This is a genomic window from Streptomyces albireticuli, assembly GCF_002192455.1.
Lineage (GTDB): Bacteria > Actinomycetota > Actinomycetes > Streptomycetales > Streptomycetaceae > Streptomyces > Streptomyces albireticuli_B.
Genome location: NZ_CP021744.1, coordinates 2,432,576 through 2,451,735, shown reverse-complemented (window position 1 = coordinate 2,451,735; position 19,160 = coordinate 2,432,576). Strand labels below are relative to the sequence as shown.

The 19,160-nt window shown below is 73.9% G+C and carries 13 protein-coding genes; 11 read left to right on the top strand and 2 right to left on the bottom strand.

Annotated features, from left to right (window positions below; translation table 11 throughout):
* Positions 1 to 37 precede the first annotated feature (37 nt).
* The 11 genes from SMD11_RS10150 to SMD11_RS37035 all read left to right on the top strand — a co-directional run bounded on the left by SMD11_RS10150 (position 38) and on the right by SMD11_RS37035 (position 17,596).
* The gene (locus tag SMD11_RS10150; protein ID WP_087926140.1) at positions 38 to 1,060 is read left to right on the top strand and encodes a methionine synthase; all 1,023 of its coding nucleotides are present in this window, start codon (positions 38 to 40) and stop codon (positions 1,058 to 1,060) included.
* Positions 1,061 to 1,080: 20 nt separating this feature from the next.
* Positions 1,081 to 3,324 (top strand): NAD-dependent DNA ligase LigA, encoded by a 2,244-nt coding sequence (gene ligA, locus SMD11_RS10145; RefSeq protein ID WP_087930396.1) that lies wholly within the window; start codon positions 1,081 to 1,083, stop codon positions 3,322 to 3,324.
* Positions 3,325 to 3,762: 438 nt separating this feature from the next.
* Entirely contained in the window at positions 3,763 to 5,886 is a 2,124-nt protein-coding gene (locus SMD11_RS10140; RefSeq protein ID WP_087926139.1) for a putative bifunctional diguanylate cyclase/phosphodiesterase, read from the top strand.
* A gap of 367 nt (positions 5,887 to 6,253) precedes the next feature.
* A complete protein-coding gene (gene gatC / locus SMD11_RS10135) occupies positions 6,254 to 6,550 on the top strand; it encodes an Asp-tRNA(Asn)/Glu-tRNA(Gln) amidotransferase subunit GatC (RefSeq protein ID WP_087926138.1) in 297 nt (98 codons plus the stop codon).
* 2 nt (positions 6,551 to 6,552) lie between these two features.
* Positions 6,553 to 8,052: an Asp-tRNA(Asn)/Glu-tRNA(Gln) amidotransferase subunit GatA gene (gene gatA, locus SMD11_RS10130; RefSeq protein ID WP_087926137.1), complete on the top strand. Its 1,500-nt coding sequence runs from the start codon at positions 6,553 to 6,555 to the stop codon at positions 8,050 to 8,052.
* Positions 8,049 to 8,288 carry a hypothetical protein gene (locus SMD11_RS10125; protein WP_087926136.1) on the top strand — a complete coding sequence of 80 codons (240 nt, stop codon included), beginning with the start codon at positions 8,049 to 8,051 and terminating at the stop codon, positions 8,286 to 8,288. Before gatA ends, SMD11_RS10125 begins: the two co-directional genes overlap by 4 nt.
* 13 nt (positions 8,289 to 8,301) lie before the next feature.
* On the top strand, positions 8,302 to 9,810 hold the full coding sequence (gene gatB / locus SMD11_RS10120) for an Asp-tRNA(Asn)/Glu-tRNA(Gln) amidotransferase subunit GatB (RefSeq protein ID WP_087926135.1): 1,509 nt from the start codon (positions 8,302 to 8,304) through the stop codon (positions 9,808 to 9,810).
* A gap of 211 nt (positions 9,811 to 10,021) precedes the next feature.
* Positions 10,022 to 10,603 carry an AMIN-like domain-containing (lipo)protein gene (locus SMD11_RS10115; RefSeq protein ID WP_087926134.1) on the top strand — a complete coding sequence of 194 codons (582 nt, stop codon included), beginning with the start codon at positions 10,022 to 10,024 and terminating at the stop codon, positions 10,601 to 10,603.
* Between the two features lie 447 nt (positions 10,604 to 11,050).
* Entirely contained in the window at positions 11,051 to 13,156 is a 2,106-nt protein-coding gene (locus tag SMD11_RS10105; RefSeq protein WP_087930395.1) for a phosphocholine-specific phospholipase C, read from the top strand.
* Between the two features lie 224 nt (positions 13,157 to 13,380).
* The gene (locus tag SMD11_RS10100; protein ID WP_087926133.1) at positions 13,381 to 15,600 is read left to right on the top strand and encodes an MMPL family transporter; all 2,220 of its coding nucleotides are present in this window, start codon (positions 13,381 to 13,383) and stop codon (positions 15,598 to 15,600) included.
* 400 nt (positions 15,601 to 16,000) lie between these two features.
* The gene (locus SMD11_RS37035) at positions 16,001 to 17,596 is read left to right on the top strand and encodes a response regulator transcription factor (RefSeq protein WP_199843839.1); all 1,596 of its coding nucleotides are present in this window, start codon (positions 16,001 to 16,003) and stop codon (positions 17,594 to 17,596) included.
* On the opposite strand, the gene SMD11_RS35855 is transcribed toward SMD11_RS37035, so the two are convergent.
* Together SMD11_RS35855 and SMD11_RS10090 are read right to left on the bottom strand one after the other, a co-directional pair.
* Positions 17,574 to 17,738, bottom strand: coding sequence for a DUF6191 domain-containing protein (locus tag SMD11_RS35855; protein WP_170116627.1), 165 nt, complete (start codon positions 17,736 to 17,738; stop codon positions 17,574 to 17,576). The two genes, SMD11_RS37035 and SMD11_RS35855, sit on opposite strands and share 23 nt — an antisense overlap.
* A 78-nt stretch (positions 17,739 to 17,816) precedes the next feature.
* On the bottom strand, positions 17,817 to 18,989 hold the full coding sequence (locus SMD11_RS10090) for a PQQ-dependent sugar dehydrogenase (protein ID WP_087926131.1): 1,173 nt from the start codon (positions 18,987 to 18,989) through the stop codon (positions 17,817 to 17,819).
* Positions 18,990 to 19,160 lie beyond the last annotated feature (171 nt).

Sequence of the window (19,160 nt, the reverse complement as noted above, 5' to 3'; positions counted from 1 at the left end):
GAGGGAGAGCGGGGCCGTCGTCTCGTACTCTTCCTGGGTGAGCGAGAAGAGCAACGTGAGCTGGGGCGCGGGGGCCGCCACCGGGATCGGTTCGATGCCCGGTGGTGACGCCCGCGAGGCCGTGAAGACCGTCACGGGGTCGCTGGAGGCCCTGCCGTACCTCCCGGAGCTGCCCGCGCGCGGGCCCGGCGCGGACATGATCGGACGGACCGCCGGGATGCTGGTGGACGTCTTCGCCCGCGTCGAGCCCAGCGGCTGGCGGATCGGCGACCACCCGGGCCGCGACACCAAGCGGGCCCGCTCCTGGCTGGGGGAGGACCTCGACGCCCTGGAGGAGTTCACCCAGGGGTACGACGGCACGCTCAAGGTCTCGGCCGTCGGCCCCTGGACGCTGGCCGCCGCCCTGGAGCTGCGCGGCGGCGAGGCGGCGCTCGGTGACCCCGGGGCCTGCCGGGACCTGGCCGCCTCGCTCGCCGAAGGGCTGCGCGAGCACCTCGCCGAGGTCGGGCGCCGGGTGCCCGGCGCCAAGGTGGTGCTCCAGCTGGACGAGCCGTCGCTGACCGCCGTGCTGTCCGGCCGGGTGCGCACCGCCAGCGGCTACCGCACCTACCGGGCTGTCGACCGCGCCGTCGTCGAGGGCGCCCTGCGCGACCTGGCGGACGTGGCGCGCGCGGCCACCGGTGCGTCCCCCGTCGTGCACTCGTGCGCCCCCGGCGTGCCTTTCGCGCTGCTGCGCCGCGCCGGGGTCGAGGGCGTCTCCTTCGACTTCTCGCTGTTCACCGAGCGTGAGGAAGAGGCGGTCGGTGAGGCCGTGGAGGCGGGCACCAAGCTCTTCGTCGGTGTGGTGCCCGGTGTGGACGGCCCATTGTCAGACCCTGCCGGTAGCGTCATGGGTGTCAGGACGCTGTGGCGCAGGCTGGGGCTGTCGCCGGGGACCCTCGCGGAGTCCGTGGTGATCACCCCCGCGTGCGGGCTCGCGGGTGCTTCGCCCGCATATGCCCGTGCGGCCCTCGCCCACTGCGCCCGGGCGGCGAGATCGCTCGCGGACAACCCTGAGTGACGGTGCTCAAGGGCCCGCCCATGGAACAACGGGAGGACGAGACGGTGGCTGGCGGACAGCACGGCGACGAGAAGCTCGCGGCGGAGGCCGCGCTTGCCGGAGCACCCGCGGAGGTGCGGGAGCAGCACGCGCGGCTCGCCGAGCAGATCGAGGAGCACCGCTTCCGGTACTACGTCAAGGACGCCCCGGTCGTCAGCGACGCCGAGTTCGACCAGCTGCTGCGCTCCCTGGAGGCGCTGGAGGAGGAGTACCCGCAGCTGCGCACCCCGGACTCGCCCACCCAGAAGGTCGCGGGGGCGTACGAGACGGAGTTCACGGCGGTCGAGCACCGCGAGCGCATGCTCTCCCTCGACAACGCCTTCGACGACGAGGAGCTCACCGCCTGGGCCGAGCGCGTCGCCAAGGACGTCGGCGAGGGCTCCGCGTACCACTTCCTGTGCGAGCTGAAGGTCGACGGCCTCGCCGTCAACCTGACCTACGAGCACGGCCGGCTCACCCGCGCCGCCACCCGGGGCGACGGCCGCACCGGCGAGGACATCACGCCCAACGTCCGGACGATCGCCGAGATCCCGGACCGGCTCCAGGGCGACCGGATCCCGGAGCTCGTCGAGATCCGCGGCGAGGTCTACTTCCCGATGGAGAAGTTCGAGGCGCTCAACGCCTCCCTGGTGGAGGCCGGCAAGCCCCCCTTCGCCAACCCGCGGAACGCGGCGGCCGGTTCGCTCCGCCAGAAGGACCCCAGGGTCACCGCCACCCGCCCCCTGCACATGGTGGTGCACGGCGTCGGCGCCCGCGAGGGCTTCGCCATCGAGCGCCAGTCGCAGGCCTACGACCTGCTCCGCGAGTGGGGCCTGCCGACCGCCGCGCACAACCGCGTCGTGGCCTCCCTGGCGGAGGTGCGGGAGTTCATCGCCCACTACGGCGACCCCGAGGTCCGGCACTCCATGGAGCACGAGATCGACGGCGTCGTCGTCAAGCTCGACGAGATCCCCCTCCAGGGGCGCCTCGGCTCCACCTCCCGCGCCCCCCGCTGGGCCATCGCCTGGAAGTACGCCCCGGAGGAGGTCAACACCAAGCTGGTCGACATCCGTGTGGGTGTCGGCCGCACCGGTCGCGTCACGCCGTACGCGGTGGTGGAGCCGGTCACGGTCGCGGGCTCCGAGGTCGAGTTCGCCACCCTGCACAACCAGGAGGTCGTCAAGGCCAAGGGCGTCTTCATCGGGGACACCGTCGTGCTGCGCAAGGCGGGCGACGTCATCCCCGAGATCCTGGGCCCGGTGGCCGAGCTGCGCGACGGCACCGAGCGGGAGTTCGTGATGCCCGCCGAGTGCCCCGAGTGCGGCGAGGCCCTGCGGCCCATGAAGGAGGGCGACATCGACCTCCGCTGCCCCAACGCCCGCGCCTGCCCCGCCCAGATCCGCGAGCGCCTCTTCTACCTCGCCGGCCGCCAGTGCCTCGACATCGAGAACCTCGGATACGTGGCCGCCACGGCGCTCACCCAGCCGCTGGAGCCCGCCGAGCCGCCCCTGCGGGACGAGGGCGACCTGTTCGGCATGACCATCGAACAGCTGCTGCCCATCAAGTCCCACGTCGTGGACCCGGACTCCGGCCTGCCCAAGCGCGACCCGAAGACGGGGGAGGAGAAGGTCGTCACCTTCTTCGCCAACCAGAAGGGTGAGCCGAAGAAGAACGCCCTGGCCATGCTGGAGAACATCCAGGCGGCCAGGCGGCGTCCCCTCGCCCGGATCATCAACGGTCTGTCCATCCGGCACGTGGGCCCGGTGTCGGCCGCCGTCCTCGCCCGCGAGTTCCGCTCCGTCGACCGCATCGCCGAGGCGAGCGAGGAGGAGCTGGCCGCCGTCGAAGGCGTCGGCCCGATCGTCGCGGCCGCCGTCAAGGAGTGGTTCGCCGAGGACTGGCACCGCGAGATCATCGAGAAGTGGCGCGCCGCCGGCGTCCGGATGGAGGAGGAGGCCGCGGCGGACGAGGGCCCGCGCCCCCTCGCCGGCCTCACCGTCGTCGTCACCGGCACGCTCGCCTCGCACACCCGCGACGGCGCCAAGGAGGCCCTCCAGAGCCAGGGCGCCAAGGTGACCGGCTCGGTGTCCAAGAAGACGGACTTCGTGGTCGTCGGCGACAACCCCGGCTCGAAGTTCGACAAGGCGATGGCGCTGAAGGTCCCGGTCCTGGAGGAGGACGGCTTCGCCGTGCTCCTCACGGAGGGGCCCGAGGCGGCGCGCGAGGCGGCCGTGGCACAGCCGTGAGGTGAGCGGCGCGCGGCGGGGGAGGCGCCGGGCCCTTCCGGCGACCCCCGCGGGACCCGGACGGGCGAAGGGGGCGCGGGAGAACGGGAGAGAGCGGGGGAGAACGGGGGAGGTCCGGGGCTCGCGGGGGATGGGCGCGGTGAGCTCCTTCGGGGGAGCTCCCCGCCGGGGCGCCCCCTCGTCCCCTCCCGGCTCCCCCGCAGCCCCCGCACCGGCCCGGCCCGCCGGCGCCACTCGAACCCAGGTCGCCACCCCGCCGGAGTAATGCCCGCATAGTCAGTGGGCATTACCCCTACAGCGCCTACCAGATGGCTACAAGAGGCCGTATCCCAATCGGGCAACCGCTGCCGATCGCTGCCCGTCGTAGCCTTCTGCGGCCTACTGTTGAGATGTGCGCCTGCCGTGGCGCGGGCACCGCCGGCTGTGAGAGGGACGGGCATGAAACCCACCGACAGCGCCGAACCGGTATCTCGGCTGCGCCGGGTCCCTCCGCCCGCGCTGCCGACCGTCTGCGTCACCGTGGCCGCGGTCGCCCTGGCGACCGGCATCTGCCGTGTCCTCGGCGCCGGCCACGCGATGTTCCCCCGGCACACCGTCGGCTGGGCCCTCGCCACCCTCACCGCCCTGATCGTCGCCCACCTCGTCGCCCTCGGCCGGGACCGCTGGTGGGGCGGCACGGGCTCCGGTGCCGCGCTCACCCTCGCCGTCCTGCTGCTCTACGGCTGGCTGCCCGCCGTCCTGATCAGCATCGCCGTCGTGCTGCTCGTCGCGACCGCGCGCCGCCACCGATGGCGGCAGGCGTTACTCCACGGCGCCGTCGACATCCTCGGCATCGGGGCCGCCGGCCTGTCCCTCGCCGCCTGCGGGGTCGTCGCCTCCGTCGAGCACCCCTGGCTGCCCGACACCTGGCCGCTCACCGCCGTCCCCAAGATCGCCCTGGCCGCGTTCATGTACCTGGCCGTCACCCGGGCCCTGCTCTGGTACTCCATGGCCCCGCGCACGGGCCTCACCAGCATCGCCCGCACCGCGCTCGTCCGGCAGGCCCTGGTCGGCGGCGCCCTGCTCGGCATCGCCCCGCTGATCGCCGTCGTCGCCGACCACGCGCCGCTGCTGCTGCCGCTCTTCGCCGTCCCGCTGATCGCCCTCGACTCCACGCTGTGGATCGCCCGCGCCCGCGCCGAGGAGCAGCTCCGCGACCCGCTCACCGGCCTGCCCAACCGCCAGTGGCTGCTGGAGCGCACCTGGACCGCGCTCGACGAGGCGGAGCGGGCCGGGTCCCGGTCCGCGCTCGTCCTGATAGACCTCGACCGCTTCCGGTCCGTCAACGACACCCTCGGCCACCTCGCCGGGGACCGGCTGCTCCTCCAGATAGCCGAACGCCTCCGCCTCGCCCTGCCGCGCGACGCGGAGGCCGCCCGGCTCGGCGGCGACGAGTTCGCGGTGCTGCTCCCCGTCGCCGACTCCCTCACCAGCGCCCAGCGCGTGGCGCGTTCGCTCGTCGCCGCCCTCGGCTCCCCCCTCGACCTGGACGGCCTCACCCTCGTCCTGGAGGCCAGCGCCGGCGTGGCCGTCTACCCCGACCACGCGCTCGACGCGGAGGGCCTGCTCCGCCGCGCGGACGTGGCGATGTACCAGGCCAAGCGCGACCGCAGCGGCGTCGAGGTCTACGAGGCCCGCCGCGACGGCAACACCCCCGACCGGCTGGGCCTGTTGGGCGACCTGCGCCGCGCGCTCGACGCGGGCGACGTGGAGCTGCACTACCAGCCGAAGGTCGGCTTCGACGGCCATGTGGAGGGCCTGGAGGCGCTGGTCCGCTGGGTGCACCCGGAGCGGGGCCGGGTCTCGCCGGACGAGTTCATCGCGATAGCCGAGTCCTCCGGGCTGATGCCGCGGCTGACCGAGTACGTGCTGGAGACCGCGCTCGGCCAGGTCGCGAAGTGGCGGGCGATGGGCCTGGAGGTGCCGGTGGCCGTCAACGTCTCCCCCCGCGACGTTCACACCCCCGGGTTCGCGGGTTCGGTCGCGGCGCGGCTCGCCCGCCACGGGGTCCCGCCGGGGGCCCTTCAGCTGGAGATAACCGAGCACGTCCTCCTGGAGGACCCGCAGCGCGCCGCCGACACGCTCGCCGGCCTGACCGGGCACGGCGTGAAGATGTCCCTGGACGACTTCGGCACGGGCTACTCCTCCCTGGTCCACCTGCGCCGCCTCCCGGTGAGCGAGCTGAAGATCGACCGTTCCTTCGTGGCCCGCCTCGCCATCGACAACGAGGACGCGGAGATCGTCCGCTGCACGCTCGACCTCGCCCACTCGCTGGGCCTGCTCGTCGTCGCCGAGGGCGTCGAGGACGACGAGACCTGGGAGCGCCTGCGCGACCTAGGCTGCGACGCCGTCCAGGGCTGGCTGGTCGCCGCCGCGATGCCGCCGGACGAGACGACGGCGTGGCTCCGCCTCCGCGGGGAGAGCGGCTGGCACCGCGAGGCCGACCGCGTCCCGGCCGCGCAGCCGGTGGACCGGCCGGCCCTCCAGCCGTCGGAGGAGGAGGCGGACCAGCCGGTGACGTGACCTCGTCCGGCGGTTCTTTCCCCTGCCCCGCCCCTTCCCGTAACCGGGGGCTCCGCCCCCGGGCCCCCTTTTCCGCGCTCCGCGCGGTGTCCTCAAGCGCCGGACGGGCTGAATTTCAGCCCGTCCGGCGCTTGAGGACCGGGGTCCGGGCGGAGCCCCGCACGCGGCGGAGCCGCACATCGGATACAGCGGGAAGGGGCGGGGTGGGGAAAAGCCCCGCGCAGCGGCCCCGCACCCCGCACGCCCACCCCCGCCCCCACCCGCCGGACCCCCCGCGGGGAAAGCGTTTCGCGGGCACATGCCACGGCGCCATAGGATTGGGCGCACAACCCGCCCAGAAACCGTCACGAACCCTGAGGATCGCCGCATGCCTGGCATCACGCGCGAGGAGGTCGCCCACCTCGCCCGGCTGGCACGTCTGGAGCTCAAGGACGAAGAGCTCGACCACTTCGCCGGACAGCTCGACGACATCATCGGCGCGGTCGCCCGCGTCTCCGAGGTCGCCGACCAGGACGTACCGCCGACGTCCCACCCGCTGCCGCTGACCAACGTCATGCGCCCGGACGAGATCCGTCCGTCGCTGACCCCGCAGGAGGCGCTCTCCGGCGCCCCGGCCCAGGAGCAGCAGCGTTTCAAGGTGCCGCAGATCCTGGGGGAGGACTGACCATGACTGACCTGATCAAGCTGACCGCGGCCGAGATCGCCGCGAAGATCGCCTCGGGCGAGGTCACCGCCGTCCAGGTGACCGAGGCCCACCTGGCCCGCATCGAGGCCGTCGACGAGAAGGTCAACGCCTTCCTGCACGTCGACCGTGAGGGCGCCCTCGCGCAGGCCCGCGCCGTCGACGAGAAGCGCGCCCGCGGCGAGAAGCTCGGCCCGCTGGCCGGCGTCCCGCTCGCGCTCAAGGACATCTTCACCACCAAGGGGATCCCGACCACTGTCGGTTCCAAGATCCTCGAAGGCTGGATCCCGCCGTACGACGCGACGCTGACCCGCCGGCTCAAGGACGCCGACGTCGTCATCCTCGGCAAGACCAACATGGACGAGTTCGCCATGGGGTCCTCGACCGAGAACAGCGCCTTCGGCCCCACCGGCAACCCCTGGGACCTGACCAAGATCCCCGGCGGTTCCGGCGGCGGTTCCTCCGCCGCCCTGGCGTCGTACGAGGCCCCCCTGGCCATCGGCACGGACACCGGCGGTTCCATCCGCCAGCCCGCCGCCGTCACCGGCACCGTCGGCGTCAAGCCGACCTACGGCGCGGTGTCCCGCTACGGCATGGTCGCCTTCTCCTCCTCCCTCGACCAGGGCGGTCCCTGCGCCCGTACGGTCCTGGACGCGGCCCTGCTGCACGAGGTCATCGCCGGCCACGACCCGCTGGACTCCACCTCCATCGACGCCCCCGTCCCGCCGGTCGTCGAGGCGGCCCGGAACGGCGACGTCAAGGGCATGCGCGTCGGCGTCGTCAAGCAGTTCCGCGGCGAGGGCTACCAGGCCGGTGTCCTCCAGCGCTTCGACGAGTCCGTCGAGCTGCTCAAGGAGCTCGGTGCCGAGGTCGTCGAGGTGGACTGCCCCTCCTTCGACCTGGCCCTGGCCGCGTACTACCTGATCGCGCCGTCCGAGTGCTCCTCCAACCTGGCCCGCTTCGACGCCATGCGCTACGGCCTGCGGGTCGGCGACGACGGCACGAAGTCCGCCGAGGAGGTCACCGCGCTCACCCGCGAGGCCGGCTTCGGCGACGAGGTCAAGCGCCGCGTGATCCTCGGTACGTACGCCCTGAGCTCCGGCTACTACGACGCGTACTACGGCTCCGCGCAGAAGGTCCGCACCCTCATCACGCGGGACTTCGAGAAGGCGTTCGGCGAGGGCGGTGTCGACGTGCTGATCTCGCCGACCACGCCCACCACCGCGTTCCCGATCGGCGAGCGCGCGGACGACCCGATGGCGATGTACCTCGCCGACCTGTGCACCATCCCGACCAACCTGGCCGGCAACGCCGCCATGTCGCTGCCCTGCGGCCTGGCGCCCGAGGACGGCATGCCGGTGGGTCTTCAGATCATCGCGCCCGCCATGGCCGACGACCGGCTCTACCGGGTGGGCGCCGCGGTCGAGGCCGCGTTCGACGCCCGCTGGGGACACCGACTGCTGGAGGAGGCACCCGTACTGTGAGCAAGCTCGAGAAGGCCAAGGGCTTCAAGAAGTCCAAGCCCGGTACCTACCTGTCCATCGGCACCACGCTGTTCGGCGCGGTGAGCGTCATCAAGCAGGCGAAGAAGGCCCGCGGCGAGAGCGACACGCTCCAGCTCGTGGACGCCGTCGTCTCCGCCGCCGCCATCGCCACCGGTGTCGCCCTGCTCGTGCGTGAGCTGCGCCGGATGAGCAGCGACGACGTCCTCGCGGACTGAAGGGTTATTTTCCGTGACCGTCACTGAACTGGTGTCGTACGAGGACGCGCTGGCTTCCTACGACCCCGTCATGGGCCTTGAGGTCCATGTCGAGCTCGGCACCAAGACCAAGATGTTCTGCGGGTGCTCCACGGAGCTGGGCGCCGAGCCCAACTCGCAGACCTGCCCCACCTGCCTCGGCCTGCCCGGCTCGCTGCCGGTCGTCAACGCGATCGGCGTCGAGTCGGCCGTGAAGATCGGTCTCGCGCTGCACTGCGAGATCGCCGAGTGGTGCCGCTTCGCCCGGAAGAACTACTTCTATCCGGACATGCCGAAGAACTTCCAGACCTCCCAGTACGACGAGCCCATCGCCTTCAACGGCTACCTGGACGTCCAGCTGGAGGACGGCGAGGTCTTCCGCGTGGAGATCGAGCGCGCCCACATGGAGGAGGACACCGGCAAGTCCACCCACGTGGGTGGCGCGACCGGCCGCATCCACGGCGCCTCGCACTCGCTGCTGGACTACAACCGCGCGGGCATCCCGCTCATCGAGATCGTCACCAAGCCGATCGAGGGCGCGGGCGAGCGGGCCCCCGAGGTCGCCAAGGCGTACGTCGCCGAGCTGCGCGAGCTCATCAAGGCGCTCGGCGTCTCCGAGGCCCGTATGGAGCAGGGCCAGATGCGCTGCGACGTGAACCTCTCGCTGCGCCCGAACGGCACCGAGAAGTTCGGCACCCGCTCGGAGACGAAGAACGTCAACTCCCTGCGCTCGGTCGAGCGCGCGGCGCGCTTCGAGATCCAGCGGCACGCGGCGGTGCTGTCCTCCGGCGGCACGATCGTGCAGGAGACCCGGCACTTCCACGAGGAGGACGGGTCGACCACGGCGGGCCGCATCAAGGACAACGCCGAGGACTACCGCTACTTCCCCGAGCCGGACCTGGTGCCGGTCGCTCCCGCCCGGGAGTGGGTGGAGGAGCTCCGCAAGGGGCTGCCCGAGCTGCCGCGCGTGCGCCGCAACCGGCTGCGCGAGGAGTGGGGCGTCTCCGAGCACGACATGCAGTCGATCCTCAACGCCGGCGCCGTCGACCTGATCGTCGCCACGATCGACGCGGGTGCCGACGCGGCCTCCGCCCGTAAGTGGTGGATGGGCGAGCTGGCCCGCCGGGCCAACGAGGCCGGTACGGACCTCGCGGCGCTGGAGATCACCCCGGAGCAGGTCGCGCGGGTGTGCGCCCTGGTCGCCGAGGGCTCGCTCAACGACAAGCTGGCCCGCCAGGTGATCGAGGGCGTGCTCGCGGGCGAGGGCGACCCGGACGCGGTCGTCGCCGGCCGCGGTCTCGCGGTCGTCTCCGACGAGGGCGCGCTGGGCACCGCCGTGGACGAGGCCATCGCGGCCAACGCCGGCATCGCCGACAAGATCCGCTCCGGCAAGGTCGCGGCGGCGGGCGCGCTCGTCGGCGCGGTCATGAAGGCCACCCGTGGCCAGGCCGACGCGGCGCGGGTGCGCGAGCTGATCCTGGAGAAGCTGGGCGTCGAGGGCTGATCCGCCCGCCGGCCGCCCGGTCCGCCGATGGCCGCCCCCACCACTGGTGGGGGCGGCCATCGGCGTTCACACTGTCGTATAACCGAAATCGGCTGCGATCAGCCATAGTTGGCCGGAATTGAACGGTGTGTCCCACGCCCGTCGAAACGGTCCGGCATGATCGCGAGGTGCGGGCCCACAACGTGTCCGCGATCGATGCCTGGGGGTAGTTATGCGACGGTGGAGCAGAGCGCTGACGGCGCTCGTGCTGGCGGGTGCGGGGATCACTGCCACGACGGTTTCGGCCACCGCGGCCGAGCGGGACCCGGCGGCCACGGCGCACTGCGACGTGGCCTGGGGAAGCCTCACCAAGGCGAGCAAGGACACGTCGTACAAGCCGCTGACGGACATCAGGGCCGGGCAGCACGAGTGCTACGACCGGCTGGTCTTCGACGTCCCGACCGCGGACGGCCGCCCGGTCGGCTACCGCGTGGCCTACGTCGACAAGCTGTTCCAGGACGGCTCGGGCGAGCCCGTCCAGGTCGGCGGCGGCGCCGTCCTGGAGATCCGGGTGGCCGCGCCGAGCTACGACCCGCTCTCGGGCAAGCAGACCTACCCCGGCCGCGTCGGCCAGCCCCTCCGCGGCGTGGACGTCTCCGGCTACCGCACGTTCCGCGACACGCGCTACGCGAGCAGCTTCGAGGGGGACACGCAGATCGGTCTGGGGGTGCGGGCGCGGCTGCCGTTCCGGGTGTTCCAGTGGGGGGACCGGGTGGTGGTGGATGTGGCGCACGGGTGGAACGTGGGTCGTTAGGCGGGGCGCCTGCGGCGGGCTTTTCCCCAGCCCCGCCCCTTCCCGAACCGGGGCTCCGCCCCGGACCCCGGTCCTCAAGCTCCCCCCCCAGCTACCGCTGGGAGGTGCCCCCAGACGGGCTGATTTCAGCCCGTCCGGCGCTTGAGGACACCGCGCGTCAGCGCGGCCGGGGGTCCGGGGATCTCCCCGGTTACGGGAAGGGGCGGGGCTGGGGAAAAGCCCCGCGCAGCGGCCCCGCACCCCGTCCGCCCACGCCCCCGCCACCACCACCAAACCCCCGCCGTTCACCCCCGCTCCCACCCCCCGCCTTCCCTCCGCCACCCCGCCCCACTACCGTCCCCGCCGGTAGCCCACGCCGCCCCGGACCCACCGGGCCCGGCCCGTCGGCCGCCGAAGGGGAGGACACACGTGTCGTACGGAGACGGAAGCCCGCTGCCCGGCCCCGGCATCCCGCGCAGACGCGCCCTCGCGCTGGGCGCCGGCGCCGTCGGCCTCGCCGCCGCGGGCTCGCTGCTGCCGCCCTCGCTCCGGGAGGCGATCGCGGCCCGGCCCGCCACCGCGGGCAAGGGGCGGGACGGCGGCCTCGCCGACATCCGGCACGTCGTCGTGCTGATGCAGGAGAACCGTTCCTTCGATCACTACTTCGGCACGCTCCGCGGCGTACGCGGCTACGCCGACCGCAACGCCGTCCGGTTGCCCGACGGCGCGAGCGTCTTCGAGCAGCCCGGCCCCGCAGGCCGTGTCCTGCCCTTCCCGGTCCGGGAGGCCGCCGCGGCGCAGCGCAAGGACCTCCAGTACATCGGCGCCCTCGACCACAGCTGGAACGGCGGGGCCAAGGCCTGGCGCGACGGCTGGACGGACGGCTGGGTCGGCGCGAAGTCCGCCGCGACCATGGCCCACTACGACCGCGCCGACATCCCGCTGCACCACGAGCTCGCCGACACCTTCACCGTCTGCGACGCGTACCACTCCTCGATCCACTCCTCCACCAGCCCCAACCGCAACCACCTGGTCAGCGGCTGGACCGGCTTCGAGCCGGGCGGCGCCCGCGCCGTCGGCAACGACGCCTACGCCGAGGACACCCACCCCGGCTACTCCTGGACCACCTACGCCGAGCGCCTCCAGAAGGCGGGCGTCGGCTGGCAGGTCTACCAGGAGTGGGACAACTTCACCGACAACAACCTGGAGTTCTTCGCGAGCTTCAAGGCCGTCGCGCGCAAGGCCCTCGCCAAGGCCGGCGGCGTGCGCACCATGACCGCCTTCTACGAGAAGGCGGCGGCCGCCGACGAGGCCGGCCGCAAGCGGCTGCTGGCCCTCCTCGACGAGGGCGTCGCCGCCCTGGACCCCGCCGACCGCACCCTCTTCCGGCGCGCCCTGCACCGCGGCGAGCCCGGTTCCCTGGCCACCGCCTTCGCCGCCGACGTGGCCGCCGGGACGCTGCCGAGCGTCTCCTACCTCGTCCCCTCCGCCGCCGACTCCGAGCACCCCGGCTCGTCCTCGCCCGTCGCCAGCGCCTCGATCGTCTACCAGGTGCTCGACGCGCTCGGCCGCAACCCGGAGGTCTGGCGGCACACGGCGCTCTTCCTCACCTACGACGAGAACGACGGCTTCTTCGACCACGTGCCGCCGCCGGTGCCCCCGGCCGGCACCCCCGGGGAGTTCTGGCAGGGCCGACCGGTCGGCCTCGGCATCCGGGTGCCCATGCTCGTCGTGTCCCCCTGGTCGCTCGGCGGCTACGCCTGCTCCGAGGTCTTCGACCACACCTCGGTCGTCCGCTTCCTGGAGCGCTGGACGGGCGTCCGGGAGCCCAACATCAGCGCCTGGCGGCGGACCGTCTGCGGCGACCTGACCAGCGCCTTCGACTTCACCCGGGGCCGCCCGCTGCCCGCCGTGACGGCGCCCGGGCCGGTACCGCCCTTCACCGGCCGCTGGAGCCCCAAGCCGCCCGCCGAGCAGCGCCTGCCGCGCCAGGAGCCCGGCACCCGCCCGGCGCGGGCGCTCCCGTACCAGCCCGACGCGGACGGCGCGCCGGCCGCCGACGGCTCCGCCTTCGCTCTGGAGCTGCGGAACAGCGGCACCGCCAGCGCGCACTTCGCGCTGTACCCGTACGCCGGTGAGTACGCGGCGCCGCTGCACCGCGACGTCCGGGGCACCGCCTCCCTGTCCGTACCGCTGAAGAAGGGCGCGTACCGCTTCACGGTGACCGGGCCGAACGGCTTCCGGCGCGAGTACGAGGGCACGGCGCGCGGCGCGGCCGGCCGGCTGCGCCTGGCCACCCGCCTCGACGCGGCCCGGCGCGAGCTCCACCTCACCCTCACCCACCAGGGGGCGAAGGGCGGCAAGCCCCTCACGCTCACCCTGGGCGCCGACGGCTACGGCGGCGGCGCGCCCCGCACCGTCACGCTCGCGCCGGGGGCGACGCGGACCCTGCCGCACGCCGCGGGCCCGGCCGGCGGCTGGTACGACCTCGTCCTCACCGCGGCGGAAGACCCCTCGTTCAGGCGACGCCTGATGGGACACATCGAGAACGGGGAGGAATCGGTCACCGGCTGACACTTCCGCTCTCCGGCGCGCACCCCTCCGTCCCCTGTGTGGGGTAACCCACAAAGGGGACAAAGGATCTTTTTCCCCTGCCACAGTGGCGACAGAGCCCCCCTCCCGAACCGCTGATCCGCTGGTTCGGACGCCGGCGGGGCCGTTCGCTCCAGAAGCCCCAGCGCTCGGCACCACGGGTCATTGCCCGGCGAGATCGACGCGATACCCGGGAAGAGCAGGGAATGACCTCACTTGCCCGGTGGTGCCTGCGCCGCCGCTTCGCCGTCATCGTCCTCTGGCTCGTCGCCCTGCTGGGCACCGGCGCCGCGGCGACGTTCGCCGGCTCCAGCTACTCCAACGACTACGGCGTGCCCGGCACCGAGTCCGCTCAGGCCACCGCGCTGCTCCAGAAGGCGTTCCCCGACGGCACCGGCGACGACACCGTCGTCTGGCACACCGACACGGGCACCGTGCGCGCCGCCGGCGTCGAGCAGCGCATGGCCACCGCGCTGCGCGAGATCGCGGAGCTCCCGGGGGTCACCGACGTCAGCGGCCCGTACGGCGCCGACGGCGCCGCCCGCGTCAGCCCCGACGGGCACACCGCCTACGCCTCCCTGACCTTCACCGCCGACGCCGGGGGGCCGGACAAGAAGCTGGTCCAGAAGGTCGTCGACACCGCCCGCGGCGCGGCCACGGACGATCTCCAGGTCGCGCTGGGCGGCAGCTCGATCGCGACGACCGAAGCCAAGAGCGGCCACCTCAGCGAGATCATCGGCGTGCTGGTGGCGGCGGTCGTGCTGTTCGTCGTCTTCGGCTCCCTCGCCGCCAGCCTGCTGCCCATCGCCACGGCGCTGGTCGGCGTCGGCACGGCCGCCATGGGCACCGTCCTGCTCGGCCACCTGATGAAGGTCGCCGACTTCGCGCCGATGCTCGGCACGCTCATCGGGCTCGGCGTCGGCATCGACTACGCCCTGTTCATCGTCACCCGGCACCGCAAGGGCCTGCGGGCCGGTCTGTCCGTGGCCGAGGCGGCCGAGCGGGCCGTCGCCACCACCGGGCGGGCCGTCGTCTTCGCCGGCGGCACCGTCTGCGTGGCGCTGCTCGGCATGCTCATCCTGCGGCTCAGCTTCCTCAACGGCGTCGCGATAGCCGCCTCGCTCACGGTCGTCCTCACCGTCGCCGCCTCCGTCACCCTGCTGCCCGCGCTGCTCGGCCTGATCGGCCACCGGGCCCTCAGCCGCCGCGAGCGCCGCCACCTCGCCGAGCGCGGCCCGCGCACCGAGGCGCTCACCGGGCTCGCCGCCCGCTGGTCCGCCTTCGTCGAGCGCCACCCCAAGCTGCTGGGCACGCTGGCGGCGGCCGTCATGCTCGTCATCGCCCTGCCGACGCTCTCCCTCCACCTCGGCACCTCCGACCAGGGCAACAACCCGGCCACCAGCACCACCCGCCAGGCCTACGACATGCTCGGCGACGGCTTCGGCCCCGGCGTCAACGGCCCGCTCACCCTGGTCGCCGACCTCGACGGCGCCGCCGACCGGCTCGCCTTCAACCGCCTGCCCGACACCCTGCGCCACACCGAGGGCGTCGCGTCCGCGAGCCCGTCGGTCCTGAGCAGCAGCGGCGACACCGGCGTCATCACCGTCGTCCCCACCACCTCGCCCCAGTCCCGCGACACCAGCGACCTCGTCGAGCGGCTGCGCGGCACGGTCCTGCCCAAGGCCATGGACCACACCGGCGTCGACGTCCACGTCGGCGGCCTCACCGCGAGCTACGACGACTTCGCCGGCGTCATCCTCGGCAAGCTGCCGCTCTTCGTCGGCACGGTCGTGGGCCTGGGCTGCCTGCTCCTGCTGCTGGCCTTCCGCAGCATCGGCATCCCCCTGAAGGCCGCGGTGATGAACATCGCCGCCGTCGCCTCCTCCTTCGGCCTGATCGTCGCGATCTTCCAGTGGGGCTGGGGCAGCGAGCTGCTCGGCCTCGGCGGGGCGGGCCCGATCGAGCCGTTCCTGCCGGTCGTCATGGTCTCGGTGCTCTTCGGGCTCTCCATGGACTACCAGGTCTTCCTGGTCAGCCGGATGTACGAGGAGTGGCTGGCCACCCGGGACAACCGCCGCGCGGTCCGGGTCGGCCTCGCGGAGACCAGCCGCGTGATCAACTCCGCGGCGGTCATCATGATCTCGGTCTTCCTCGCGTTCGTCCTGAGCGGTGACCGCGTCATCGCGATGTTCGGCATCGGCCTCGCCGCGGCGGTGGCCCTGGACGCCTTCGTCCTCCGGACGCTGCTGGTGCCGGCCCTGATGCACATGCTGGGCGGCGCGAACTGGTGGCTGCCGGGGTGGCTGGACCGCCGGCTGCCCCGCATCAGCATCGAGCCGCCGGAGCGGGAGAAGGTGCCGGTGGTGGCTGTGGTGCCGGCGCGGGTGGTGACGGAGGAGGGGGCTCGGGAGCGGGTGCCGGTGTAGGTGGCGGGGTGGGTGCGGTTGCCGCTGCGCGGGGCCTCTTCCCCACCCCGCCCCTTCCCGGAACTGGGGGCTCCGCCCCCCAGGCCCCCTTTCCGCACTCCGCGCGGTGTCCTCAAGCGCCGGACGGGCTGATTTTCAGCCCGTCCGGCGCTTGAGGACCGGGGTCCGGGGCGGAGCCCCGCACGCGGCGGAGCCGCACATCGGATGCAGCGGGAAGGGGCGAGGCCGGGGAAAAAGCCGCCGGCACGGCTAAGGCCCCACCCACCCCGCACCCGCCCCCGCCCAAGGCCTCCACCCCCGCCAGCGCCCGGCCGACCACCCCGAGGTCTATCCGTCGTGCGGCGCCGGGGGCGCCCTCAGCGAGGTCGACCTGCTGGCCGAGACCGCCGTCGCCGCCCAGATGGCGGGCGACCGGGAGCGGGCGCTCGCCCTCACCAAGCGCGGCCTGCGGCTGCTCGACGAGACCGAGGACCCGCTGCGGTCCGCCTGGTTCTGGACCCAGCGCGGCAAGCTGATGGTCGGCCTGGCGCGCGGTGACGGCTGGGCCGAGATCGAGCGCGCGCAGCGGCTGGTGAGCGGGCTGCCGGCGTCCCCCGTGCACGCCGAGGTGGTGACGCACGCCGCGGGCTGGCAGGCGACCCACGCCCCGGGGGCCGGGGCCTTCGAGACGGCCGAGCGGGCGGTCGGGCTGGCCCGGCTGGTCGGTGCCGAGGGCACCGAGCTCAGCGCCCGGCTCACCCGGGGCGGCCTCATGATCGACTCGGGTGAGGTGGAGGCGGGCCTCGCCGAGATGCGCGCCGTCTGCGCGCGCGTGGCCGAGGAGGGCCACCTCCTGGTGCTGACCCGCAGCCATGTGAACCTCGCGTCCGCCCTGGAGGGCGTGGGCCGCTCGGCGGAGGCCGCCGAGGTCGCCGCCGCCGGCGCCGGCACCCTCGACCGCTTCGGCCTGCGGGACGCCCGCGGCTGGGTGTACGGGAACCTGGCCGAGTCGCTGTTCTCCCTCGGCCGCTGGGAGGAGGCGGACCGGGCCGCGTGCGACTCCCTGCGCCTCGCCCAGGGCCGCAAGCCGCGCGGCACCGCCTCCCTGCGCCTCGCCGAGCTCGCCCTCGCGCGCGGCGACCACGACGCCGCCGAGCGCGAGCTCGCCGCCGCCCGGGAGTACTACGGCACCCACGACGAGCAGCCGCAGTACACCGTCCCGCTCGCCCGGCTCACCCTGGAGCTGGCCGCCGCGCGCGGCCGGATCCTGGAGGCGCGGGAGGCGCTCGCGGGCCCGCTCGCCAGGGGCCTGACCTCCGCCGTGCAGCGTTACGGATGGCCGCTCCTCGTGGCCGCCGCCACCGCCGAGGCCGACGCCCGCGGCCTTCCGGCGGCCGAGCCCGGCCGCGCCGCCGTGCTCGACGGCATCCGCGCCGCGGCCGGAGGACTGGCCCGCCACGCCCCCGTCTGGGAGGCGTACGGGCTGTTCCTGGAGGCCGAACTGCCACGCGCGGAGGGACGGGACGACGCCGGCCGGTGGGCCGCGGCCGTCGCCGCCTTCGAGCCGCTCGACCGCCCTTACGAGCTGGCCAGGGCGCGGTACCGGTGGGCCGACGCGCTGCTCGCCGCCGGTGACGCCCGGAGCGCCGCCGGACCGCTGGCGCGGGCCCACGAGGAGGCCGGCCGGCTCGGTGCCGTACCGCTGCGGGACGCCGTCGCGCTGCTGGCCCGGCGCGCCCGCCTGCCGCTGGGCGGGGACGCCGCGCCGGCCCGCGCGGCGGCACCGGAGCCCGACCCGGCCGAGGCGCTCGGCCTGACCCCGCGCGAGCGCGACGTCCTGCGGCTGGTCGCCGCGGGCCGCGGCAACCGGCAGATAGCCGAGGAGCTCTTCATCTCACCGAAGACGGCGAGCGTCCACGTCTCCCGCATCATCGCGAAACTGGGGGTCTCCAGCCGTGGCGAGGCCGCCGCCACGGCCCACCGGCTGCGGCTGGTCAGCCTCGCCGGGGCCGTATGACCACATGGCCCGAGTCGAGGTCCACCGGGCCCTTCCCCGGATCCGCGTCCCCCGCGTCCTCCCGTACCAGCTCAAGGCGGTTGCGCTCCTCCTCGGTGTGCTTGCGACCCGGTACGAAGAGCTCTTCCATCAGGTTGAACATGTCAACTCCCGTCGCGGCACCGTCACTCCAGTGTACGCAGACGGTTGTACGGGCCATGGGAATCGGGCGCGGAAGCCGTCAGCTCACTTCCAGCCGCAGGACGCGGTCGTCCTCGTCGCCAGGCCGGCCCCGGCCGTCCGTGTTGCTCGTCGTCAGCCACAGCCCGCCGTCGTCCGTGGCGACCACCGTGCGGAGCCGGCCGTACTCGCCCTTGAGGAACGCCTGCGGCTCCGCCACCGGCTTCGCGCCGCGCAGCGGGATCCGCCACAGCCGCTCGCCCCGCAGGCCCGCCGTCCACAGGGAGCCCTTGGCGTAGGCGAGGCCGCTGGGCGACGCGTCGGCCGTGCCCCACTGCGCCACGGGGTCCTTGAACCCCGCCTTCCCGGCCTTGCCCTCCACCGCCGGCCAGCCGTAGTTCCCGCCCGGTTCGACGAGATTGAGCTCGTCCCAGGTGTTCTGGCCGAACTCCGAGGCCCACAGCCGCTTGTCCGCGTCCCAGGCCAGGCCCTGCACATTGCGGTGGCCCGAGGAGTAGACCACCGAGTCCACCCGCGGGTTGCGGGGCGCGGGCCGGCCGTCGGGCGTCATCCGCAGGATCTTCCCGCCGAAGGACTCCGGGTCCTGGGCGAGGCCCCTCTCGCCGCTCTCACCGGTGCCCGCGTAGAGCATCCGGTCGGGGCCGAACGCGATCCGCCCGCCGTTGTGGACCGTCCCCTTGGGAATGCCCCGGAAGACCGTGTCCGGTGCCCCCAGCCGCCGCGCCGCGGGCTTCGCGTCGTCGTAGCGCATCCGGGCGATCCGGTTGTCCGACTCGGTGGTGAAGTACGCGTACACCAGGTGGTCGGTGGCGTAGTCGGGGGAGACGGCCAGGCCCAGCAGCCCGCCCTCGCCGCCCGCGGCCACCCCCGGCACCGTGCCGAGCTCGCTCTGCGCGCCGTCCTTCGCCGAGACCCGGACGATCTTCCCCGTGTCGCGGGATCCCACCAGCAGGTCCCCGCCGGGCAGCGCGGCCAGCCCCCAGGGCGACCCCAGCTTGGCGGTGAGCGTACGGACGACCTTCACGGAGCCCTTGGCGGGGGCGGCCGGCGGCTCGGTGGCCGCGGAACCCGAAGGGCCGCCCGGTCCCGGCGACTTGGCGCCGGAGGGTGTGCCGGGGAGGTCGCGGCCGGGGAGGCCGGCGCCGTCGTCGGAGCAGCCGGCGAGCGTCAGGAGGGCGGCGAGGGCCAGCAGGGGGCGGGTGGCGCGGCGCATGGGGTGGTCCTCTCGCCGTGGCGGGTGCGACTGCTGTTCCTTATACACGGTCGGCCGCGTGTACGAACGTGCCGTCGCCGCGCGGGCTTTCCCCGGCCCCGCCCCTTCCCGCCGCCTCCTATGCGCGGCTCCGCCGCGGGTGGGGCTCCGCCCCGGACCCCGGTCCTCGAA

Excerpts from the sequence above, each read along its gene's own strand:
- ligA (WP_087930396.1), top strand. The coding sequence starts at position 1,081 with ATGGAACAACGGGAGGACGAGACGGTGGCTGGCGGACAGCACGGCGAC.
- SMD11_RS10140 (WP_087926139.1), top strand. The coding sequence starts at position 3,763 with ATGAAACCCACCGACAGCGCCGAACCGGTATCTCGGCTGCGCCGGGTC.
- gatC (WP_087926138.1), top strand. The coding sequence starts at position 6,254 with ATGCCTGGCATCACGCGCGAGGAGGTCGCCCACCTCGCCCGGCTGGCA.
- gatA (WP_087926137.1), top strand. The coding sequence starts at position 6,553 with ATGACTGACCTGATCAAGCTGACCGCGGCCGAGATCGCCGCGAAGATC.
- SMD11_RS10115 (WP_087926134.1), top strand. The coding sequence starts at position 10,022 with ATGCGACGGTGGAGCAGAGCGCTGACGGCGCTCGTGCTGGCGGGTGCG.
- SMD11_RS10100 (WP_087926133.1), top strand. The coding sequence starts at position 13,381 with ATGACCTCACTTGCCCGGTGGTGCCTGCGCCGCCGCTTCGCCGTCATC.
- SMD11_RS37035 (WP_199843839.1), top strand. The coding sequence starts at position 16,001 with ATGGCGGGCGACCGGGAGCGGGCGCTCGCCCTCACCAAGCGCGGCCTG.
- SMD11_RS35855 (WP_170116627.1), bottom strand. The coding sequence starts at position 17,738 with ATGTTCAACCTGATGGAAGAGCTCTTCGTACCGGGTCGCAAGCACACC.
- SMD11_RS10090 (WP_087926131.1), bottom strand. The coding sequence starts at position 18,989 with ATGCGCCGCGCCACCCGCCCCCTGCTGGCCCTCGCCGCCCTCCTGACG.